Here is a 22,088-nt window from a genome sequence, read left to right on the forward strand (position 1 = left end):
CCAGGCTTTCACACTCTCGGACACTGAAACAGGCCTCCTGCCATATCGGCGGGAGGCTTTTTCGTATGACGGGCCCCCACTTGCCGACGGGCAGGCATACTGCGTCTTCATCCCCCGAGACGCGCCTCCCCTATCGGCGCACATGGCGCCCTATGCCTAGGAGCTGGACCGGCGCTGGTGAGCGCCAGAAACGACAAAGCCGCTCACGAAGAGCGGCTTTGTCTGAATGTGGTGGCCCCTGCCCGACTTGAACGGGCGACCAATCGATTATGAGTCGTGAATTTAACGTTTTCACAACGTTTCACGCTGTCTCACAAATCATAAAAAACCCCTTAAATCACAGACATATAGCAAAATCACTTGTATCATTGAGTCTCACAAAGTATCAGGTAGCTTCACCTTAAAAGCACCCATTACAGCACCCAATTTAACGTTTGGGTGCCTTTAACTGAGACCAATCGACTATGCCGCTAACACACAACGAGATCGCCGCGCTGGTGACGAAAGAAAGCGCCTATTACAAGATGGATGATGACCGTACCCGTGGTGCTGGTGGACTAGGCGTCAAGGTGTTGCCGAGTGGCGGCAAGATGTTTGTGTTTCGCTATACCCGCAACGAGAAACGCGCCTTCATTCAGCTTGGCCGCTTTCCGACCCTCTCCCTTGCCGATGCCCGCGAAAAGGCCAAGGCATTCAGCCAGACGATCCGTGATGGCCTAGACCCCAAAGATGAGCTGACGCGCCAAACCAGAAAGCGGGATCAAGAGCAGCGGGAGCATGAACAGCAAGGCACTATTGAACAGCTATTCAAAAGCTACACCGAGCAGATGAAGAAGGATGGCAAGCGCACCCATGCCGCCGTGTTGCTGGCCTTGGAGAAAGAGACCTATCCAGTAATCAAACCCACGACCAAAGCCAAGGACGTGACCGCGCACGATATAAAAATCATTCTGGCGCACATGATCCGCCGTGGTGCTGATACCCAATCCAATCGCGTCAGAAGTTACCTGATGGCAGCGTTTAATCATGGCCTCAAACATGACAACGACCCCGCCAATTTCATAGACGATGCCAAATTCGGCTTGGTGCTTAATCCGGTGGCTGCCATACCCAAGCAAAAGGCCGCCGAGCGTGTTGGGGAGCGTTTCCTGACGTGGGCAGAGGCTCGCCAGTTGCTCGATGATATGGAGCAGCCCACCAGCTTAGGCTTGACCCTACGCAGCCTGATCCGACTCTGTTTCTTCACGGGCGGCCAACGTCCCTATGAGCTGGCCGCCTCACGCTGGGCAAGTATCGACTGGCAAGCCAAGACCCTGACCATTACCGCCGAGCTTTCCAAAAATGGCCGCCCCCACCTGATCCCGCTCACTGATAGCGCCTTGCGCGTGTTGAGAGAGCAGCAAGAGGCAACGGCGGATAGCCCTTTTATCTTTGCTCACGCCACCAAACAGAACGAGCCTATGCCGATGGCGTCATTAAGCCAAGCCGTTGACCGTTACCGTAAGCGCACCGAGATGGCCCACTTCATCCCCCGCGATTTTCGCCGCACCTGTAAGACCCTGATGGGCGAGCTTGGCATAGCCAAAGACCTGCGCGATCGCCTACAGAATCACGCCCTGAATGACGTATCCAGCAAGCACTATGACCGCTATGAGTATCTGCCAGAAAAGCGGCGAGCCTTGGAGCTATGGGAGCGGCGGTTGTTGGATCTGGCAGCGGATACCGTGGTTTCCGTCAACTTTGGGGGGCGGGTGTGATGGTAACGGCAGAAGAAGAGATAGAATATCTGCGCCGATTGGCGGCCATACTGGAGAAGAACCAAGCAAGACGAACCCCGTCCAAGCGCGAGATATTCATCAAGATAGAAGAGGCTGCGGCTCCGCTTGGCGAATTTATGAGGATCGCCGGTCAAGTTAATGACCTTGTGAAGCATGGGGGTGAACGTTCATCTAGCGGAGAGATGTCCCTTGGGTATCATCCTTGGTCTTATCGACTAGCGACTCACATACGCCTAAGCAATAGGACGCAGAGCGAGCGAGCCAAGAGGCCCCGAACACAGAGGTATAACGCGTTGAAAGATACTGTCCGTGACATAGTGGAAGAACACCCTGGCTGGACGAGTGAAATGATCTTCGATGAACTGCGTAGCAATCATTCTGGCCAGGATCAATTGCTCGAAGAAATAGCTGGCGTTGATTACTTTGTGACCAATGAAGGCGGAAAGAGGACGAAAACAAGCACGGTTCGAAATTGGATTACAAACTTTAAAAAAAAGATTTGATTGCATTCACTACTAGCCGGTTATTCGTGAAACCGGCTATCTAAAGTTCGCCACATGCCATCGTATCCCGCGCTGGTTCAATGTGGAGTACTAATCAATGTCACCCGTTCTCATTACCGAAAAGCAGTTGGTTGAGCTTACGTCCGTTTCCCGTTCAACCATTCGCCGCTGGATCAACGATCCACACGTCCACTTTCCCGCCTTTGTGAAAATTGGGCCAAATTCCATCCGTTGGAAACTGGCCGAGGTATTGGCGTTCATTGAGCGTCAAGGGAGGGAAATCTGATGGCCCATTACCCACTAACAAACGCGAAAGCAGATCTGCGAGCGGCAGCCAGTGCAGCCGCAGCAAAATTCGAGCGCATAACAGTGAGATTCTGGCGAAGCAAGCCCAAGTATGAGGGGGAAAACGAAAGGCTCGCGTATGAGCAAGCGCTGGCGGTTCAAGAGGCATTTCCCGAGGTGGCTTTACTGCTGAAAGAAAACGCCCCGAGCGAACCCGAGGCGTAATCAATAACTCGCTGGTGGCCCTACTTTGGCGAGGACGGCCACCAGCACCATCGAGCATAACACTCATGAATAAAACCACCAACGGCACCACTTGCCGCTTGTTGTCGTGCCTGTTTGCCGACTTGATACACCTTGAAACAATTTATGCTAATTGGGACATGCTAATTGGGCTCGCTAAACAGGGTAAAACCCAGTATTGGCGCGGCCTAGTGGGGCACGAAAAAACGGAAAATCGAGCGGTATTTTATAATATCTATGAGGAAAGAGGTTTAGATCTAAGGGGCTATCAAGCCAAAAGGGAAAACAGGCGGGGAGCGACCCCATCATGTTAACCGATGGCCTGCCAAGCGCTGTTGCTGCCAAGGTAACAGGCCAAACCAAACGCAAACGGGGTACACGTTCTGATTATGTGACACACCGGACGGTTTACAGTTATCAGGGTATCGAGTACCCGATCAACACCATACCATCGAGTGGCTGCCACACCCAGCCATTGAGCGAGATGATCCGTCGCATAGTGGGGGCCGTTGAGCGCTATAAACGAGTCATGTTTATCCGGTTAGATCTGAGCGTGATCGATTACGAGGAGACCAACGAAAGCCTAAGCGCCTTTTTGAAGCAGGCCGTGCGTCATGTAAGAAGGAAGTATAAAACGCGCTTAGAGTACGTTTGGGCGCGTGAGCAAAAGAAAGCTAAGCGACAGCACTATCATTTAGCCCTGCTCATAGATGGCGACAAAATCCGCTATCCCACGCAATTGTATGAGGAGCTAGGCGAAAAATGGCGTAAGGGACGGCTATCTATTCCCAAGAGTCCCTATCTGATGACCGACGGCCACAACATCGCCGAGGCGGTTTACCGTGTTTCGTATCTGACCAAGGAGCGAGGCAAAGGCTATCGACGGGATGGGGTGCGGGATTTCGATTGGTCTAGGTTCACTCCCCCACCGCATTCAAACAACGGTGACTCTACGGTGACCAACCAGCGGTAATATAACGGTAATATCTGGTTAGTGATTGGCTAGCAATTGGCTAGTACCGAACGGACACAAACCAAAACGGCGTGATCGTTAACATGCAAGAAACAAGCTCCCACGGTTCAGATTGACGCCTGTAGGGTGGTATCATAACAGCTAGGTTACGGCTAGGTCATAGCTAGACGAACGACACAATAGCGGCATGATCGCCAGAAAAACGGGAGTTTGGGGAAGATGAAGAGAGTCATTTTCATGGTAATGCTTGCTGCGCTGACTGGTAATGTTTGGGCTGGCGCGTATGCGAATAAATATCCTACTGGGATGGGATATAACGATACCGGTGACAGAGAATATTGTAATGTTATTGTCGGCCCTAAAGCCAGAAATGCCATGGAGCTTCGCCTATCTGAGAAATTCACTCAAGAGGAAGCGATTAAAAAGGCGCGAGATCTTGTTGTTCAAGCTGAAAATGCGTGTCCTGGATGTCAAGACAAAGCAATTGACCAGCTAATATACCTCAGGCTTGTGCTGGAAGCCTATGAAGCCAAGGTTCCGATTATTAAAAGCGAAGCAATGAAGACACAGGTTATAGTGGATTTTGTAGACACCGCATTTAGAAAATGTTACGGCACGGCCGAAGAGTCTAATAGAACAGCCCCAAATAGCATTACATTTTATCCATACAACACGGTTTCAGATTGCCATCAATTTGCAGAGCAGATGAGACGATACATCTATGCCCGCGCAAGCGGTATTCCAAGGGCAAAAATGCAGAATGAGGCAAGAGCCTTTTACTCTATCGATACGCACGAAAATGGAAATAAAGAAAAGGCCGTGTCTATACAGTTAAACCTAGTCAATTTCGCATATAGCATGGGTCCGGTTGGATTTGACGAACTTCATATGATTATGGACGGGGCCAGTGATGCGGTTTTTGATCTGTGCTTAGGCAGATAACCCGACATGAGCTTTTATTACACAGCTCATCCCCCGAACGAGAAGCCCACCCAAGCAGGATGGGCTTTTTTGTTGCGCGGTTTTTGAGACAGGTGATGGATGACAACTAAAACTAACCCCTAGCCTTCCCTTAAAAGCACCCATTAAAGCACCCAAAAGTGCCAGATAAGCAAAAGGCGTAGCGGTTACTAACCGGCTACGCCTTGCTGGAATTGGTGGCCCCTGCCCGACTTGAACGGGCGACCAATCGATTATGAGTCGACTGCTCTAACCAACTGAGCTAAGGGGCCATGATGTTGGTTTTGCGGCGTGGATTATAGGGGATGCAGGATAAGCCGTCCATAGGCAGATCAACCACTTGGCGAGTTTTTGTCCATCTATCACCCAATCTGTGCTCCGGAGCAACCATAGCGCCAAACCGGATAAAACAAAGCCCCGCGTGGCGGGGCTTTTGAGACTGCTCAGGGAAAAGCCTCTGGACTATTCGTCCAGGAAGCTGCGCAGCACTTCCGAGCGGCTCGGGTGGCGCAGCTTGCGCAGCGCCTTGGCTTCGATCTGACGAATACGCTCACGGGTGACGTCGAACTGCTTGCCCACTTCCTCGAGGGTGTGGTCGGTGTTCATGTCGATACCGAAGCGCATCCGCAGTACCTTGGCCTCACGAGCGGTCAGGCCGGCCAACACTTCGCGGGTGGCGTTGCGCAGGCTCTCGCTGGTGGCGGCATCCGCTGGCAGCGCCAGGGTGGTATCTTCGATGAAGTCGCCCAAGTGGGAATCTTCATCATCACCGATGGGCGTCTCCATGGAGATGGGCTCTTTGGCGATCTTCAATACCTTGCGGATCTTGTCTTCCGGCATGCCCATGCGCATGGCCAGCTCTTCCGGGTTCGGTTCACGACCCATCTCCTGCAGCATCTGACGGGAGATACGGTTGAGCTTGTTGATGGTCTCGATCATGTGTACCGGGATACGGATGGTACGGGCCTGATCCGCGATGGAGCGGGTAATGGCCTGACGGATCCACCAGGTAGCGTAAGTCGAGAACTTGTAGCCACGACGGTATTCAAACTTGTCCACCGCCTTCATCAGACCTATGTTGCCCTCCTGGATCAGATCCAGGAACTGCAGACCGCGGTTGGTGTACTTCTTGGCGATAGAGATAACCAGACGCAAGTTGGCCTCGACCATCTCTTTCTTCGCACGGCGGGCCTTGGCCTCACCAATGCTCATGCGACGGTTGATGTCCTTGATCTGGGCGATCGACAGACCTGTCTCTTCTTCGATCTGCTGCAGCTTGCCGATGGAACGCAGCACTTCTTCGTCCATCTCGACCAGACGCGGAGACCAGGCCTTGCCAGCCTGTTTCTGGTATTCAAACCAGGCAGTTTCGCACTCGTTGTTGGTGAAGGCCGCGACGAAGGTCTTCTTCGGCATCTTGGCCTGCTCAACGCAGAGCTTCATGATGATGCGTTCCTGCACGCGGACCCGCTCCATCATCTCGCGCATGTTGTTGACCAGGCGATCGAACTGCTTGGGCATCAGGCGGAATTGACGGAACACATCGGCCAGCTGGGCGATAGCGGCCTGGGTGTCGTCGTGGGCACGACCATTCTTCTGAATGGAGAGACGGGTGACTTCGTACTGGGCACGCAGTTCACCGAACTTCTCGCGGGCGACTTCCGGATCCGGACCACCGTCCCCGTCGTCGTCGGAGCTGTCGCCGTCTTCGTCTTCATCCTCGTCTTCATCTTCGTCTTCGTCAGCGAGATCGTCTTCACTGAGTTCGGAGCCGATGTGGGTGGCGGTCGGCGCCACGTCGTCCGCTTCGTTCGGATCGATAAAGCCGGAGATGATGTCGGACAGACGCAGTTGCTCGGCTTCGTACTTGTCGTACTGTTCGAGCAGGTAAGTGATGGCTTCAGGGTACTCGGCAACGGAGCTTTGTACCTGATTGATACCGTCCTCGATCCGTTTGGCGATGTCGATTTCGCCTTCACGGGTCAGCAGTTCGACGGTACCCATTTCCCGCATGTACATGCGGACGGGATCGGTCGTGCGACCAATCTCAGATTCAACAGATGCCAGAGCTTGGGCCGCTGCTTCGGCAGCGTCCTCATCGGCGGTACCACCTTCGGCCATGATCAGATCATCGGCGTCCGGGGCGTTTTCCACTACCTGGATACCCATATCGTTGATCATCTGGATGATGTCTTCGATCTGGTCAGAGTCGACAATGTCTTGCGGGAGGTGATCGTTCACCTCGGCATAGGTCAGGTAGCCCTGTTCTTTACCTTTGGCAACGAGGAGTTTAAGCTGAGACTGCGGGGTTTGCTCCATAGAACTCATCCGGTTGGTGTTGCTAGGTTGCGCGTACAGTGCGCTGCTGCGCAAATAGCCAATTCTAATAGAAAACCGCCAGACATGCTATGTCTGGTTGCGGCGTCGGTCATGAGAAACCCCTGCCCGCAGTATTGTCGGGGCCAGGCGGTTATAAAATGTTTGCTTTTAATCCCGTCGATTCGGGCAACGGTATTCATATTGGGACTAATCACTCAAATATCAAGCCCCGCTCTCATTTCTTTTCTCAATCTGTACCTCTCTGATCAGCATCATCAGCTCCTGTGTTTCCTCAGAGCTTAGCCTTTCCTGAGCCACCTTGGCCTGCAATTCTTCGATTCGTTGCTTCAGAAACTGGTTGATGAAACCGACGAAGGTATCCTGCAATTCTCCCAGAATATCCGGCTCCTGGTCGAGCTTGATCTCTTCAAACAGGTCGTGCATGGCCAATTGAGCCAGGATTTCCCCCTCCTTGGTGCCACGCCAGTGCTCCAGCAAGATGCCGGTCGTGATCCCTGGCTGAGTCAGGATCTGCTGATGCAACTGCAACAGGAACTTGATGCCCTGCACCCGCAGTCCAGCCAGTTCCGGCATGGCCGGCAGTTCGGCCGTCACCGCCGGATATTGCACCATCAGAGCCAGTGCCCGGCGAATGGGGGTCAGCTTGGCGGCCTTGGGCTTGCTGACTTCGCCCTTGGGCTGGCTATTGCGGGCAAACAGCTCGGCGATCCGCTGCTTGTTCTCCCCCCAACGCATCATGCTGGAGAGCCGGGTGATCAATCCTTCCCGGGTAAAGCCCTCCGGCACGCGACGGATCAGTTCGGCAGCCTTGTTGGCCACTTCAAACTTGCCCGCCTCACCAGAGAGGGCGGCATCACGCCCGAGACGCTCGAACATGAAATCGGCGAAGGGCTGGGCCTCGTCCAGCAAGGCCTCAAACCCCTCCTTGCCAATCTGGCGCACTAGCGAATCCGGATCTTCTCCATCGGGCAGGAACACGAACTTGAGTTCGCGCCCGTCCTGCAGATGGGAGAGTGCGTTGTCCAGCGCCCGCCAGGCCGCCTCACGGCCGGCGTTGTCACCGTCGTAACAGCAGACCACCTCGGCCGTGGTCCGAAACAGGGTGTGGATATGGTCGCTGGTGGTGGCGGTGCCCAGGGCGGCCACCGCATAGTCGATGTCGTACTGACCGAGCGCCACCACATCCATGTAGCCCTCCACCACCAGGATCCGGCGAGGATCCTTGTGTGCCTGCTTCACCTCGTAGAGGCCGAACAGTTCACGCCCCTTGTGGAAGATGGGGGTTTCCGGGGAGTTGAGGTACTTGGGAGTGCCGTCCCCCAGCACCCGGCCACCGAAGCCGATGACCCGGCCCCGCTTGTCACGGATGGGAAACATGATGCGATCGCGGAAGCGATCATAGCTGCCTGGGCCGCTGTCGCGGGGGATCAACATGCCACCGGAGATAAGCAACTGCTCGTGATCCCGGCTGGCGCCAAAGCGCCGACGCACCTGATCCCAGTCTCCCGGGGCATAGCCTATGTTGAAGCGCTTGACCACTTCACCGGTCAGACCACGCCCCTTAAGGTATTCCACCGCCTGCGGCGCGTTCTTGAGATTGCTCTCATAGAAGCGGGCAATCTGGTTCATCAGCTCGAACAGATCCTTGCTGACGGCAGGCTGAGAGCTTGCAGAGCCGCCCAGACTCTGCTCGCGGGGTACCTGCATGCCTTGCATGCTGGCGAGCTCTTCGATGGCGTCCGGGAATTCGAGTCCGTCGTACTCCATGACAAAGCCGATGGCATTGCCGTGAGCACCGCAACCGAAGCAGTGGTAGAACTGCTTCTCCTGACTGACGGTGAAAGAGGGGCTTTTTTCGTTATGAAAAGGACAACAAGCCTGATAGTTCTTGCCAGCCTTCTTCAGCCGCACTCGCGAGTCGATCAGCTCGACTATGTCTGTGCGTACGAGCAGATCATCGATAAAGGATTGTGGGATCCTGCCTGCCATAACCGTCCTGTTTCACTGCAGAGAAAATAAAAAAGCCGCGCATTCACAGGGAAGCACGGCTTCTTTCGACTAACAAGAGAAATGCCTGTTACGCCAAGCGGGTTTTCACCTGAGCACTGACGGCGCCGACATCGGCACGCCCCTGAATTTTCGGCTTCAAGACAGCCATGACTTTACCCATATCCGCCATGACGGCAGCCCCACTTTCGGTGATGGCTTGCTCGATCAACACGGCAATTTCCTCTGCGGTCAGCTGTTGCGGCAGGAATTCCTGCAGCACCAGAATCTCGGCGGACTCTTTGTCGGCAAGATCCTGACGACCGGCAGCTTCAAATTGGCTGATGGAATCGCGGCGCTGTTTGACCATCTTGGTCACGACAGCGAGGATATCCTCATCATTGAGCTCGACACGGGTATCGACTTCACGCTGCTTGATTTCTGCCATCAACAAACGGATCGCTCCCAAGCGAGCCTTGTCTTTGGCCAGCATGGCAAGTTTTTGTTGATCCTTGAGTTGATCCTTCAGAGACACGGCATGCTCCCCCGATTAGTACAGGCGGATACGACGTGCGTTTTCGCGGGACAGCTTCTTGGCGTGACGCTTGACGGCAGACGCTTTGGCACGCTTGCGAATGGTAGTCGGCTTCTCGTAGAACTCACGGCTACGAACTTCAGACAGGATACCGGCCTTTTCGCAAGAACGCTTGAAGCGACGCAGAGCAACGTCAAACGGCTCATTTTCACGGACTTTGATTACTGGCATGTGCCTTTCACCTCAGTGATATATGGTTAGCTGACCTTCAATCGATCAGCATGTCTTAAAATGGTGCGAAATTATACTCTGGACAGGGAATGAAAGTAAACCCGCAGAGATCGCTCTGGTTTAAAAAACCCGCGAAGGTTACCATAGCCGTCTCATTTTAGCAGTGAAATTTTTTAGCAATGCGTGTATTGGGCATAGAGACATCCTGTGACGAAACCGGGATCGCGATCTTCGACGATCAAAAAGGGATCCTTTCCCACCAGTTGTACAGCCAGGTCAAGCTGCATGCGGACTACGGTGGCGTCGTCCCCGAGCTCGCCAGCCGGGATCACGTCCGCAAGACGATCCCCTTGATCCAGGCAGCATTGCAAGAGGCGGGACTGGGTAAAGATGACATCGACGGCATCGCCTACACTGCGGGACCGGGTCTGGTTGGCGCCATCCTGGTGGGGGCCACCATAGGCCGCTCCCTCGCCATGGCCTGGGGTAAACCCGCCGTGGCGGTGCACCATATGGAGGGCCACCTGCTGGCTCCCATGCTGGAGGAGCGGGCCCCCGAGTTCCCCTTCGTGGCGCTGCTGGTCTCCGGCGGTCACTCCATGCTGGTGCGGGTCGACGGCATAGGTAGTTATCAACTACTGGGAGAATCCATCGACGATGCCGCTGGCGAGGCCTTCGACAAGACAGCCAAGTTGATGGGACTGGACTACCCGGGCGGCCCTCTGCTCTCCCGTCTGGCCGAGAAAGGCACCACGGGACGCTTCACCTTCCCCCGCCCCATGACGGACAGACCCGGGCTCGACATGAGCTTCTCCGGCCTCAAGACCTTTGCCGCCAACACCATAGCCGCCAATGGTGACGATGAGCAGACCCGTGCCGACATCGCCCGGGCGTTTGAGGATGCTGTGGTCGACACTCTGGCCATCAAGTGCCGCCGCGCCTTGAAAGAGACCGGGCTCAAGCGCCTAGTCGTGGCCGGGGGCGTCAGCGCCAACCGTCATCTGCGCGCCCAGCTGGCCGAGCTGATGGAGAGTCTCAAGGGCGAGGTGTTCTATCCGCGCACCGAGTATTGCACCGACAACGGCGCCATGATCGCCTATGCCGGCATGCAACGCCTCAAGACGGGCGTGTTCGAGCCGCTGGTCGTCAAGGCGGTGCCGCGCTGGCCGCTGGATACCCTGGATCCCGTGTGATCCCAAGGATCCTCTCGCAATGAAAAAGGGGCCTCTGGCCCCTTTGTTGTGACTGTCCTCGGCATAACAGCCGTCAGCTAGTTCGGATCAATTGGTTCTAAACAGGGCCTCGATGGAGAGCCCCTGTCCCAGCAGGATCTCCCGCAGGCGGCGCAACCCCTCGACCTGGATCTGGCGCACCCGCTCCCGGGTCAGGCCAATCTCGGCCCCCACGTCTTCGAGCGTCGCTGGCTCATAACCGAGCAGGCCGAAGCGGCGAGCCAGTACCTCACGCTGCTTGGGATTCAGCTCTTCCAGCCAGTGGACTATGCTGCTGCGCATGTCATCTTCCTGGGACTCCAGCTCTGGCCCCATGCCTCGCTCATCGGACAGGACATCGAGCAGGGCCTTGTCGCGATCGCCGCCGATGGGAGTATCCACCGAGGTGATCTTTTCGTTGAGCTTGAGCATGCGGTTCACATCGTCGACCGAGCGATCCAGCGCGAAGGCGATGTCTTCGGCGGTGGGTTCATGGTCTAGGCGGTGGGAGAGTTCGCGCGCGGTGCGCAGGTAGACGTTCAGCTCCTTCACCACATGGATCGGCAGCCGGATGGTGCGGGTCTGGTTCATGATGGCCCGCTCTATGGTCTGGCGGATCCACCAGGTGGCATAGGTGGAGAAACGGAAGCCGCGCTCCGGGTCGAACTTCTCGACCGCGCGGATGAGACCGAGGTTGCCCTCTTCGATGAGATCCAGCAGCACCAGGCCGCGGTTGTTGTAGCGCCGGGCAATCTTGACCACCAGGCGCAGGTTGGATTCGATCATGCGCTTGCGCGCGGCTTTGTCACCGCGCAGGGCACGACGGGCGTAGTAGACTTCCTCTTCAGCGGTGAGCAGGGGGGAGAAGCCGATCTCCCCCAGATAGAGCTGGGTGGCGTCCATCACCTTGTTCAGTTCCGGCACCATGAGCTCATCGGAGATGATCTCCTCAGCCTCGGCGGCAACCTCCTGAACCTCTTCTTCCTCCTGGGCCTCCAGCTCTTCGTCGAACTCTAACTCTGCATCCTGCATTACCAGTTGTTCTTGGCTCATGATATGTCTCCCTGACCTGAACCAGAGTAAGACCTAGCTCTCTGGGTTAACGCTTTGGCAAATAGCCCATAGGGTTGATTGACTTGCCTTTGTACCGGATTTCAAAGTGCAAGCGCACATCCGGCGCATCCGTGCTACCCATGTTGGCGATGACGGCTCCGCCTTTGACGGAGTCTCCCTCCCTGACCCTCAGCTCGTCGTTGTGGGCGTAAGCAGAGAGGTAGTCATCGTTGTGCTTGAGAATAATCAGCTTGCCGTAACCCCTGAGTGCACTACCCGCGTAGACCACTTTGCCGCCGCTGGCGGCGTAAACGGGTTGACCCTTCTGGCCGGAGATGTCGATGCCCTTGTTGCCCTGTTCCGCAACGGAGAAGCCTTCAACGACCCGTCCTTTCGCTGGCCAATGCCAGGAGAGAGTTGACTGGGAACTGATGTTTTTTTGTTCTTTCGCCTGAGCGTATGCTGTTGACGGTGCAGGAGCAATCGTTTTCTGAGCAATAAACGGTGTGGTCGTACCTGCCGGTGCTGTCGCCATGGGTTTTGGTCCAGAGCTGGTCACCGACGGTGTGGTCGCCGCTACCATCTGGCCGCCTGCCGCCGCACTCGAGCCTACGTTGAGTACCTGGCCAACATGGAGTGAATAGGGTGCCTGCAGGTTGTTGCGCTGTGCCAGAGTCTGATTGGACACATTGAACTGGCGGCCTATGCTGCTCAGGGTATCGCCACGACGCACCTCATAGGTACCGTTGCCGCTGGTGACAGGGCGGCTCATTGCCATGCCTGTGCTGACCACAGCGCCGGAAGAGCCATCCAGCCTGAGCTGCTGGCCCGGATAGATGTTGTAGGGGGGGCTGATCCCGTTGAGGCTGACCAGGGACGCGACATCCATGCCCGAACGGAATGCGATGGAGTACAGGGTATCCCCCTTCACCACTGTGTAACTGCCACCCTGCATGCCCGAATTGGCCATGTTTTGACGAGTCGGGATGGTCGAGGCAATGGGGTCATTGCCCAGACTCTGTACCGGGGCAGCAGTCTTGCTGGAAGAGCAGGCAAGCAGTAGCCATGACAATACGATGACACTGCTTCCTTGCCAAACACGCGAACGCATAGTGGATCCTTAACGACTAAACCAGAAATAGGCCGTAATGGCCAAACCAATACAGAGCCAGCCGAGCACATCCACATAGTGCATCAGCTTGCGCTCCATCTTCTCACCCCCCCATCGCATCAGACCCGCTACCAGGAAAAATCGCATGCCTCGGCCGATCAGCGAGGTCAGGATAAAGGGCAGCAGTGCCATGTGGAGCAAGCCCGCAGTAACGGTAAACACCTTGTAGGGGATCGGCGTGAAACTGGCAATAAAAATCACCCAGATCCCCCACTGCGCAAACCACTGCTCGGCCAGCGCAATCTTGTCTTCATAGCCAACCGAGATCACCAGCGGCTGGACCACGGGTTCCCACAGGGCATAGCCAAGGGCATAACCAAACAGCGCCCCCAGCACCGAGAAGAGGGTTGCCAACCCGGCGTAGTGCCACGCCTTGTGCGGCTTGGCGAGCGCCATGGGGGCCAGCATCACGTCCACCGGAATAGGCCAGAACACCGACTCGATAAAGGCGGTGATGGAGAGATACCAGGGGGCGTGCTTGTGACGGGCCCACTGCATCACCAGTACGTACAAACGGGAAAACAACTTCACTCCACATCTCCGTCAATCAGGGGAACAAAACGCACCGGCTCCAGGATCCGGCTGGTCAGCTGGGAGCCGGATCGCTCGATCAGCTGCAGAGTCTGCTGGCTATCCCCCACTGGCAGCACCAGACGCCCGCCTTCGGCCAGCTGATCGGTCAGGGCCTTGGGCACCTCGCTCGCCGCGGCCGTCACCAGGATGGCATCGAACGGTCCCTTGTTGGGCCAGCCCAGCCAGCCGTTGCCGTGCTTGGCCGAGACATTGTGCAGGTCGAGCTGGCGCAGCCGGCGCCGGGCCTGGAACTGCAACGACTTGATCCGCTCCACCGTGTAGACATGCTCCACCAGGTGGGCCAGCACTGCGGTCTGATAGCCGGAGCCAGTGCCGATCTCCAGCACATGGGCCGGATCGTTCTGGATCAGCAACTCTGTCATCCGCGCCACTATGTAGGGCTGGGAGATGGTCTGGCCATGGCCGATGGGCAGGGCCGTATTGTCCCAGGCCTTGTGAGCCATGGCTTCATCCACAAACAGCTGGCGCGGCACTTTCGCAATCGCCGCGAGCACGCGGAAATCACGAATGTCCTGGGCAATCAGTTGATTCAACAGGCGCTGTACTATCACAACGTCATCCCTGCAGATCCAGCCAGGCACCCAGACTCGCCAGACTGTCATAGGCAGTCATGTCGATGGTCAATGGGGTGATGGAGACATAACCCTGCTCGATGGCGGCGAAATCAGTGCCGTCTCCCGCATCCTGCTGGCTGCCGGGGGGGCCTATCCAGTAGATGGGCTGGCCACGGGGATCCTCGCTGCGGATCACCGACTCGGCGGGATGGCGGTTGCCAAGGCGGGTCACCCTGATCCCCTTGATCTGTTCGAGGGGCAGGTCCGGCACGTTGACGTTGAGGATCTGATCGGCAGGCAGGGGATGTTTCATCAGCCCCTTCACCAGCAAGGCCGCATAGTGGGCCGCCGTGGCGAAGTGGGTCTTGCCCACCAGGGAGATGGCGATGGAGGGGAAGCCAAGGTGGCGTCCCTCGGTGGCCGCAGCGACCGTGCCCGAGTAGATGACATCATCCCCCAGGTTGGCGCCGTGGTTTATTCCGGCCACCACCATGTCCGGCTCCGGGCGCACCAGCTCGTTGACCGCCAGGTGCACGCAGTCGGTCGGGGTACCCTTCACCGCATAGCTCTCGCTGCCATTAAAGCCGGTTTCGCCAAGGCGCGTAACCCGCAGCGGCACTTCCAGCGTCAGGGAGTGACTCGCGCCGCTGCGGTTGCGATCCGGCGCCACCACAATGACTTCGCCGCAGGCAGTCAGCGCCTCGCTGAGGGCACGAATGCCCTCGGCATGTACTCCATCGTCATTACTGACCAGAATTCGCATCGGTTGGGTTCCTGAAACCGTGATCGGCCTCTTCGGCCTGCATTAACTCGCGCACCACGCTGGTGGCAAAGGCTCCGGCCGGCAGGAAGAAGGAGAGGGTCAGCACCTCGCCATCCTGCTGCCAGCTCATCTGCTCCGGCTTGAGCAGCAGTGGACGCCTGTCCTGATCCAGTCCGGCCTTCTCCAGCCCGTCACACCATTCGGCGTAAGGGGCCAGCACTGCCTGTTCAAACTCGGCGGCGGCACCCTGGCTCGCCAGCCGGCCACGACCCCACTGGGGGGCGGTGAGCTGCACGTCGCCGGAGGCGAGGCGCGCCTCCAGCTCGGGAGTCAGCACCTCTTCACTGAAGATGGAGTGGCTGCCCCTCAGCATCACACAGTCACCGGCCAGCAGCTGGTGTGCCAGCCCCTGTTCGATGCGGGCGCTGACGATGGCGTTGAACAGCATGCTGCGGGCGGCGGAGAGATAGAGGGAGCGCTTGTTGCGATCCTTGATCCGCTTGCCGGCAAACATCGCCTTGGCCGCGTCCAGGTTGTTGCCATCCCGGCCAAAGCGTTGCTCGCCGTAGTAATTGGGCACGCCCTGAGTGGCGATGGCCTGCAGCCGGGCTTCCAGATCGCCTGCCTGTTCCAGACCGGTGAGGCGCAGGGTGAAGTGGTTGCCCTTGAGGTAGCCAACCCGCAGCTTCTTGTTGTGGCGCTTGGCCTGCAGGATCTGGATGCTGTCGCTCTGGATGACAGAGAGATCCGGTTCGCCCTTGCCCGGCAGATGAATGCCGAACCACTGCTCGGTCACCGCGTGGCGATCCTTGAGACCCGCCCAGGTCACCGCATTGCGGTTGACGCCGGCCGCATCGGCCAGCAGGCCCGCGACCCAGGCGGTGTTCTCGCCGGTTTTGCGCACCCGCACGAAGATGTGCTCCCCCTCCCCGCAGGGTTCGAAGCCGAGATCTTCATTCACCACGAAGTCGGCGGCCTCGGCCTTGAGGATGCCGCGGGCGACAGGCTCCCCGTGCAGATAGCTCAGCTGTTCCAGCATCATTGTTTCACCAGTAAGACGACGGCTTCGGTGGCGATCCCTTCCTTGCGCCCCGTAAACCCGAGTTGTTCTGTGGTGGTCGCCTTGACATTCACCCGGTTCAAATCACATTGCAGATCGGCCGCCAGCACGGCGCACATGGCCTCGATATGGGGCGCCATCTTGGGGGCCTGGGCGATGATGGTCACATCCAGGTTGCCGATGGCGTAACCCGCCTGCTGTACCCGGGCAAAGACGTCCCGCAGCAGGATGCGGCTGTCGATCCCTTTGAACGCGGCGGCGGTATCGGGGAAGTGACGGCCGATGTCGCCAGCGCCGATGGCCCCCAGCAGGGCATCGCTCACCGCATGCAGCACGACGTCGCCGTCGGAGTGGGCCAGCAGGCCCTGCTCATAGGGTACCGGGACGCCACCCAGCATGCAGGGGCCAACCCCGCCAAACTTGTGCACGTCAAAACCATGTCCAATTCGCATCATGCCTGATCCCCCCTCAATACACAGAAATCTGTCTCATCAAAACCATGTCCAATGTGGATCATGCGGGCCCCTCTGCGGGTCAATCGGGTCGCGCCTGCTGGCGCGCACTCTGTTGTTGTAAAAAGAGCTCGGCCAGGGAGAGATCTTCCGGGCGGGTCACCTTGATGTTGTCGGCACGCCCCTCCACCATCTTCACGGTAAAACCGGCGCGCTCCATGGCGGAGGCTTCGTCTGTGATGAGGGCCCCCAGGGCCAGCCCCTCCTCCAGCGCCCGCTTCAGGGTGCCGGTGGGAAACATCTGCGGCGTCAGGGCATGCCAAAGCTGTTCGCGCTCGACGGTCGCCACTATGTTGCCAGCCCCGTCTGTGCGTTTCATGGTGTCGCGCACCCGGCTGCCGAGGATGGCGCCATCGCACGCCATGGCACTGGCTATCAGGGCATCGAGATCCCCCTGGGTCAGACAGGGGCGGGCGGCGTCGTGCACCAGTACCCACTTCCCCTCTACCACATGCAGGGCGTTGAGCACCGAATAGGCACGCTCGCTTCCCCCTTCCACTCGCAGCACCCGCGGGTCGGCCGCCACGGCCAGTTGCTCGAACCACTCATCGTGCGGCGCCAGCGCCACTATCACCCGGGCTATGGCCGGATGGGACAGTAAACAGCCGAGCGTATGCTCCAGGATGGTCTTCCCCGCCAGTGTCAGGTACTGCTTGGGACAGTCTGCTCCCATGCGGCTACCGATACCGGCGGCCGGAACTATGGCGGTCAGCCCGCTGTGGAAATCAGTCATCGTAGGGGACGCCGTCCGGCTCCGTTGCTTGGTCTTTGTCTTTGGGAATGATCCGGTAGAAGGTCTCGCCCTGCTTGATGTAGCCAAGATCGTTGCGCGACAGCTCCTCGATGGCCTCAAGGCCCGAGGTCAGATCGTCGATCTCCCGGTAAATCAGGTTGTTGCGGTCCTTGAGAACCAGATTGTCCTGCTGTTGCCGCTCGATGGCATTGGAGAGCTCCCGATAATCTGATAGGCCGTTTTTCCCCAGCCAGAAGTCATATTGCAGCCCTCCCAACAGGAGGAGCAGGATAAGAGTGAGTAGCCGCATGCACTGAGTCTCCTTCAAGCGGCCTAGTTTCCCATATTCGCAGGCAAGACAAAAGAAAGCCGGTGTGCCAGACGGGGCGGGGGACTAAAAAAGATGGCTGGGCCCCGCAGACGAGGGCCAAAAAACCGCGCAGTTCCCAGGACGGGCGGCCTTGGCGCCAGATTGGCGGCAACCATACGAAAACCGCCGCCGATCAGCGGCTGGCCTGACAATGGGGTGGCGACGGATACAAAAAAGCCCCGCCAGAGTGGCGGGGCTTTTCAACAGCTTAAGAATTGCAGGCAGTAATTACTGGCCTTTGACTTCTTTCAGACCGCGGAACGGAGCCTTGGCACCCAGGGCTTCTTCGATACGGATCAGCTGGTTGTACTTGGCAACACGGTCAGAACGGCTCATGGAACCGGTCTTGATCTGGCCAGCAGCGGTACCCACGGCCAGGTCGGCGATGGTCGCGTCTTCGGTCTCACCGGAGCGGTGGGAGATGACGGCGGTGTAGCCAGCGTCCTTGGCCATCTTGATGGCAGCCAGAGTTTCGGTCAGGGAACCGATCTGGTTGAACTTGATCAGGATGGAGTTGGCGATGCCGTTGTCGATACCGCGCTTCAGGATCTTGGTGTTGGTTACGAACAGGTCGTCACCCACGATCTGGATTTTCTTGCCCAGTTCAGCAGTCTGGTAGGCGAAGCCTTCCCAGTCAGATTCGTCCAGGCCATCTTCGATGGAGACGATCGGGAACTTGGTGGTCAGGTCGGCCAAGTAGTCGGAGAACTCGTTGGAGGTGAAGATACGACCTTCGCCCTTCAGGTTGTACTCTTTCTTCTCTGCGTCGTAGAACTCGGAAGCAGCGCAGTCCATGGCCAGGGTGATGTCGGTGCCCAGCTTGTAACCGGCAGCGGCAACGGCTTCGGCGATCACTTCCAGCGCTTCGGCGTTGGACTTCAGGTTCGGTGCGAAACCGCCTTCGTCGCCCACTGCAGTGGCGTAGCCCTTGGACTTCAGTACCTTGGCCAGGTTGTGGAAGACCTCGGCACCCATGCGGATGGCTTCTTTCAGGGTCTTGGCGCCAACCGGCTGGATCATGAACTCCTGGATGTCGACGTTGTTGTCGGCGTGCTCACCACCGTTGATGATGTTCATCATGGGCAGCGGCATGGAGTAGACACCCGGGGTGCCGTTCAACTCGGCGATGTGGGCGTACAGCGGCAGGCCCTTGGCAGCAGCAGCGGCTTTGGCGTTAGCCAGGGAAACGGCCAGGATGGCGTTGGCGCCGAACTTGGATTTGTTCTCGGTACCGTCGAGGTCGATCATGATTTGGTCAATAGCGGCCTGGTCCTTGGCATCTTTACCCAGCAGAGCCTGAGCGATCGGGCCGTTTACGGCTTCGATGGCTTTCAGCACGCCTTTACCCAGGAAACGGCTCTTGTCGCCGTCACGCAGTTCCAGCGCTTCGCGGGAACCGGTGGACGCGCCAGACGGAGCGGCTGCCATACCAACAAAACCACCTTCCAGGTGAACTTCGGCCTCAACGGTCGGGTTACCACGGGAGTCGATGATTTCACGACCGATCACTTTAACGATCTTGGACATGTGTATTTCCTCAGGTTTCGTAAAAAAACAACAAAAATATGCCAAAAAAAGCGGCTGCGGCACAGAGCCCCAACCGCATTTATTTTCAATTACTTCAAATTACGCTTCTGATACTCGCCTGCCGCCTTCACAAAACCGGCGAACAGGGCGTGGCCATCACGGGGAGTCGAGGTGAACTCCGGGTGGAACTGCGCCGCCACGAACCAAGGGTGATCCGGAATCTCGATAATTTCCACCAGCTTCTTGTCGGAGGAGAGACCGGTCACCTTCAAACCGGCCGCTTCGATCTGCGGCAGCAGCTTGTTGTTCACCTCGTAACGGTGACGATGACGCTCGTAAATGGTCGGGCTGCCGTACATCTGGCGCACCTTGGAGCCTTCCACCAGGTGGCAGAGCTGGGAACCCAGACGCATGGTTCCGCCCAGATCAGACTTCTCGGTACGGGTCTCGACGTTGCCCTCTTCATCCACCCACTCGGTGATGAGGCCGACAACCGGATAGGCGCAATCTTTCTTGAATTCGGAGGAGTGAGCACCGGTCATGCCCGCTACGTTGCGAGCGAATTCGATCATGGCAACCTGCATGCCGAGACAAATACCCAAGTAAGGGATCTTGTTCTCACGGGCATACTGGGCGGCCAGGATCTTGCCTTCCACGCCACGCTCACCGAAGCCACCCGGCACCAGGATCGCGTCCAGACCTTCCAGCAGCTCGGAGCCACGGGTCTCGATGTCCTGGGAGTCGATGTACTTGATGTTGACGGAAAGACGCGTCTTCAGGCCGCCGTGCTTGAGTGCTTCGTTGACGGACTTGTAGGCATCCGGCAGGGAGACATACTTGCCGACCATGCCGATGGTCACTTCTGCAGTCGGATTGGCCTCTTCGTAGACCACCTGTTCCCACTCGGACAAGTCGGCTTCCTTGCACTCCAGGCCGAAACGGGCGATGAAGTAGTCATCCAGATTTTGGGACTTGAGCAGGGCCGGGATCTTGTAGATGGAGTCGACGTCCTTCATGGAGATGACGGCGCGCTCCGGCACGTTGCAGAACAGGGCAATCTTGGCACGCTCGTTGGCCGGGATGGCGCGATCGGAGCGGCAGATAAGCACATCCGGCTGGATCCCGATGGAGAGCAGCTCTTTGACGGAGTGCTGGGTCGGCTTGGTCTTCACCTCGCCGGCGGCGGCCAGGTAAGGCACCAGGGTCAGGTGCATGAACATGGCATTGTCGCGGCTCACTTCGGCAGCCAGCTGACGAATGGCTTCGAGGAACGGCAGGGACTCGATGTCGCCCACTGTGCCGCCTACTTCGACGATGGCAACCTGATGGCCTTCGGCGCCGGCAATTACCCGCTCTTTGATGGCGTTGGTGATGTGCGGGATGACCTGGATGGTGGCGCCCAGATAGTCACCACGACGCTCTTTGCGCAGCACGTCGGCATAGATGCGACCGGTGGTGAAGTTGTTGCGACGGGTCATCTTGGTGCGGATGAAACGCTCGTAATGGCCCAGATCCAGATCGGTCTCAGCCCCGTCCTCGGTTACGAACACTTCGCCGTGCTGGGTCGGGCTCATGGTGCCCGGATCCACGTTGATATAGGGGTCCAGTTTCATGATGGTCACATCCAGACCGCGGGCTTCCAGAATGGCTGCCAGAGAAGCTGCGGCAATGCCTTTGCCGAGGGATGAAACAACGCCACCAGTTACAAAAATATATTTTGTCGTCATGCTGAACCTGAAAGAAGTTTAGGGAATTTTAAGGGGTGCTTCGGGGATGAAGCAGGACGGGGAAACAGTATACCAAAACCCCCTCTCCCAAACAATGAACAAAAATCTATCAGGCTCGCCGCTCCCTCGTCTTGCGCCAAATCAACTTTGCTCGGTTTCCTTGGCCCGGCACCAGGCTGCATCCAGCTTCTCCAGGGTGCAATCCGTCATTTTCAGCCCTTCCGCTGCAATAAACTGCTCAACCTGACGAAAACGTCGTTCGAACTTGGCGTTCGCACCACGCAGCACCTGCTCGGGATCCTTGCCAAGATGGCGCACCAGGTTGACGGTGGCAAACAGCAGATCGCCAAGCTCGTCGCTTACCCGTGCCTCGTCCACATCGACCATCAGCGCTTCTTCCATCACCTCCTCGATCTCCTCGTGGATCTTGTCCACTACCGGCCCGAGCGTCTTCCAGTCGAAACCGACGGTGGCGCAGCGCTTCTGGATCTTGGCGGCCCGGGTCAGGGCCGGCAGCGAGAGGGGGATGTCATCGAGCACGCTCTCTTTATCCAGCGCGGCCCGCTCCTTGGCCTTCTCCACCTCCCAGTTCACCTTGACCGCCTGCTCGTCACCGAGGTCCGCATCGGAGAACACATGGGGGTGGCGGCGAATCAGCTTCTCGCTCACCGCATCGACTATGTCGGCAAAATCGAACAGTCCCTGCTCCTTGCCAAGCTGGGCGTAGAAGACCACCTGGAACAGCAGATCCCCGAGTTCCCCCTTCAATCCATCCCAATCCTGAGTCTCGATGGCATCGGCCACCTCGTAGGCCTCTTCCAGGGTGTGGGGCACTATGGTCTGGAAGCTCTGCTTGAGATCCCAGGGGCAGCCCCCGTCCGGGGAGCGCAGTTGAGCCATGATGTCGAGCAATTGAGGGAGGTCGTAACGTTGGGACATGGGATCTTCGCTTTCGATTCGTTCAAGAAGGGTCATAAAG

23 protein-coding genes and 1 tRNA gene are annotated in these 22,088 nt (G+C 57.6%); 7 read left to right on the top strand and 17 right to left on the bottom strand.

Annotation, left to right across the window (positions count from 1 at the left end; all coding sequences use genetic code 11):
• Positions 1-464: 464 nt before the first annotated feature.
• From ACB039_RS04250 to ACB039_RS04275, 6 genes are all read left to right on the top strand, one after another.
• A complete protein-coding gene (locus ACB039_RS04250; RefSeq protein ID WP_371165199.1) occupies positions 465-1,757 on the top strand; it encodes a tyrosine-type recombinase/integrase in 1,293 nt (430 codons plus the stop codon).
• Positions 1,757-2,281 (top strand): hypothetical protein, encoded by a 525-nt coding sequence (locus tag ACB039_RS04255; protein WP_371165200.1) that lies wholly within the window; start codon positions 1,757-1,759, stop codon positions 2,279-2,281. Before ACB039_RS04250 ends, ACB039_RS04255 begins: the two co-directional genes overlap by 1 nt.
• Before the next feature lie 97 nt (positions 2,282-2,378).
• Positions 2,379-2,567 (top strand): AlpA family transcriptional regulator, encoded by a 189-nt coding sequence (locus ACB039_RS04260; protein ID WP_041993776.1) that lies wholly within the window; start codon positions 2,379-2,381, stop codon positions 2,565-2,567.
• Positions 2,567-2,791 (top strand): hypothetical protein, encoded by a 225-nt coding sequence (locus ACB039_RS04265; RefSeq protein ID WP_371165201.1) that lies wholly within the window; start codon positions 2,567-2,569, stop codon positions 2,789-2,791. Before ACB039_RS04260 ends, ACB039_RS04265 begins: the two co-directional genes overlap by 1 nt.
• A gap of 325 nt (positions 2,792-3,116) precedes the next feature.
• Entirely contained in the window at positions 3,117-3,782 is a 666-nt protein-coding gene (locus ACB039_RS04270) for an inovirus-type Gp2 protein (protein WP_371165202.1), read from the top strand.
• A gap of 219 nt (positions 3,783-4,001) precedes the next feature.
• Complete coding sequence (locus ACB039_RS04275) at positions 4,002-4,724, top strand: hypothetical protein (protein ID WP_125607575.1); 723 nt, start codon at positions 4,002-4,004, stop codon at positions 4,722-4,724.
• 213 nt (positions 4,725-4,937) lie between these two features.
• On the opposite strand, the gene ACB039_RS04280 is transcribed toward ACB039_RS04275, so the two are convergent.
• From ACB039_RS04280 to rpsU, 5 genes are all read right to left on the bottom strand, one after another.
• Positions 4,938-5,014, bottom strand: a tRNA-Ile gene (locus tag ACB039_RS04280).
• Positions 5,015-5,204: 190 nt separating this feature from the next.
• Positions 5,205-7,100 carry an RNA polymerase sigma factor RpoD gene (gene rpoD, locus ACB039_RS04285; RefSeq protein ID WP_263685420.1) on the bottom strand — a complete coding sequence of 632 codons (1,896 nt, stop codon included), beginning with the start codon at positions 7,098-7,100 and terminating at the stop codon, positions 5,205-5,207.
• A 183-nt stretch (positions 7,101-7,283) separates the two neighbouring features.
• Entirely contained in the window at positions 7,284-9,071 is a 1,788-nt protein-coding gene (dnaG, locus tag ACB039_RS04290; protein WP_005331907.1) for a DNA primase, read from the bottom strand.
• Positions 9,072-9,159: 88 nt separating this feature from the next.
• Entirely contained in the window at positions 9,160-9,603 is a 444-nt protein-coding gene (locus ACB039_RS04295) for a GatB/YqeY domain-containing protein (RefSeq protein ID WP_005331908.1), read from the bottom strand.
• 15 nt (positions 9,604-9,618) lie between these two features.
• On the bottom strand, positions 9,619-9,834 hold the full coding sequence (gene rpsU, locus ACB039_RS04300) for a 30S ribosomal protein S21 (RefSeq protein WP_005309452.1): 216 nt from the start codon (positions 9,832-9,834) through the stop codon (positions 9,619-9,621).
• A 179-nt stretch (positions 9,835-10,013) separates the two neighbouring features.
• Here rpsU and tsaD point away from each other — a divergent pair, with 179 nt between their 5' ends.
• Complete coding sequence (tsaD, locus tag ACB039_RS04305; protein WP_005331910.1) at positions 10,014-11,027, top strand: tRNA (adenosine(37)-N6)-threonylcarbamoyltransferase complex transferase subunit TsaD; 1,014 nt, start codon at positions 10,014-10,016, stop codon at positions 11,025-11,027.
• Between the two features lie 87 nt (positions 11,028-11,114).
• Here the strand turns inward: tsaD and rpoS are convergent, their stop codons facing one another.
• The 12 genes from rpoS to mazG all read right to left on the bottom strand — a co-directional run bounded on the left by rpoS (position 11,115) and on the right by mazG (position 22,048).
• Complete coding sequence (gene rpoS, locus ACB039_RS04310) at positions 11,115-12,098, bottom strand: RNA polymerase sigma factor RpoS (RefSeq protein ID WP_005331913.1); 984 nt, start codon at positions 12,096-12,098, stop codon at positions 11,115-11,117.
• Between the two features lie 46 nt (positions 12,099-12,144).
• A complete protein-coding gene (locus ACB039_RS04315; protein WP_041205045.1) occupies positions 12,145-13,209 on the bottom strand; it encodes a LysM peptidoglycan-binding domain-containing protein in 1,065 nt (354 codons plus the stop codon).
• Between the two features lie 9 nt (positions 13,210-13,218).
• Complete coding sequence (locus ACB039_RS04320; protein ID WP_041205044.1) at positions 13,219-13,800, bottom strand: YqaA family protein; 582 nt, start codon at positions 13,798-13,800, stop codon at positions 13,219-13,221.
• Entirely contained in the window at positions 13,797-14,414 is a 618-nt protein-coding gene (locus tag ACB039_RS04325; protein ID WP_005332743.1) for a protein-L-isoaspartate(D-aspartate) O-methyltransferase, read from the bottom strand. The genes ACB039_RS04320 and ACB039_RS04325 overlap by 4 nt, the downstream gene beginning before the upstream one ends.
• Before the next feature lie 4 nt (positions 14,415-14,418).
• The gene (surE, locus tag ACB039_RS04330) at positions 14,419-15,180 is read right to left on the bottom strand and encodes a 5'/3'-nucleotidase SurE (protein ID WP_005332745.1); all 762 of its coding nucleotides are present in this window, start codon (positions 15,178-15,180) and stop codon (positions 14,419-14,421) included.
• The gene (gene truD / locus ACB039_RS04335) at positions 15,161-16,219 is read right to left on the bottom strand and encodes a tRNA pseudouridine(13) synthase TruD (protein WP_041206808.1); all 1,059 of its coding nucleotides are present in this window, start codon (positions 16,217-16,219) and stop codon (positions 15,161-15,163) included. Before truD ends, surE begins: the two co-directional genes overlap by 20 nt.
• Positions 16,219-16,695 carry a 2-C-methyl-D-erythritol 2,4-cyclodiphosphate synthase gene (ispF, locus tag ACB039_RS04340; RefSeq protein WP_041205043.1) on the bottom strand — a complete coding sequence of 159 codons (477 nt, stop codon included), beginning with the start codon at positions 16,693-16,695 and terminating at the stop codon, positions 16,219-16,221. Before ispF ends, truD begins: the two co-directional genes overlap by 1 nt.
• A 79-nt stretch (positions 16,696-16,774) precedes the next feature.
• Complete coding sequence (ispD, locus tag ACB039_RS04345) at positions 16,775-17,485, bottom strand: 2-C-methyl-D-erythritol 4-phosphate cytidylyltransferase (protein WP_005332753.1); 711 nt, start codon at positions 17,483-17,485, stop codon at positions 16,775-16,777.
• Positions 17,478-17,795, bottom strand: coding sequence for a cell division protein FtsB (gene ftsB, locus ACB039_RS04350; RefSeq protein ID WP_025328246.1), 318 nt, complete (start codon positions 17,793-17,795; stop codon positions 17,478-17,480). Before ftsB ends, ispD begins: the two co-directional genes overlap by 8 nt.
• 288 nt (positions 17,796-18,083) lie before the next feature.
• Entirely contained in the window at positions 18,084-19,382 is a 1,299-nt protein-coding gene (gene eno, locus ACB039_RS04355) for a phosphopyruvate hydratase (protein WP_025328247.1), read from the bottom strand.
• 89 nt (positions 19,383-19,471) lie between these two features.
• The gene (gene pyrG / locus ACB039_RS04360) at positions 19,472-21,109 is read right to left on the bottom strand and encodes a glutamine hydrolyzing CTP synthase (RefSeq protein ID WP_371165203.1); all 1,638 of its coding nucleotides are present in this window, start codon (positions 21,107-21,109) and stop codon (positions 19,472-19,474) included.
• A 141-nt stretch (positions 21,110-21,250) separates the two neighbouring features.
• Complete coding sequence (gene mazG / locus ACB039_RS04365) at positions 21,251-22,048, bottom strand: nucleoside triphosphate pyrophosphohydrolase (protein WP_041205042.1); 798 nt, start codon at positions 22,046-22,048, stop codon at positions 21,251-21,253.
• Positions 22,049-22,088 lie beyond the last annotated feature (40 nt).

The sequence above is a fragment of the Aeromonas sp. S2(2024) genome (assembly GCF_041402505.1).
Lineage (GTDB): Bacteria > Pseudomonadota > Gammaproteobacteria > Enterobacterales > Aeromonadaceae > Aeromonas > Aeromonas media.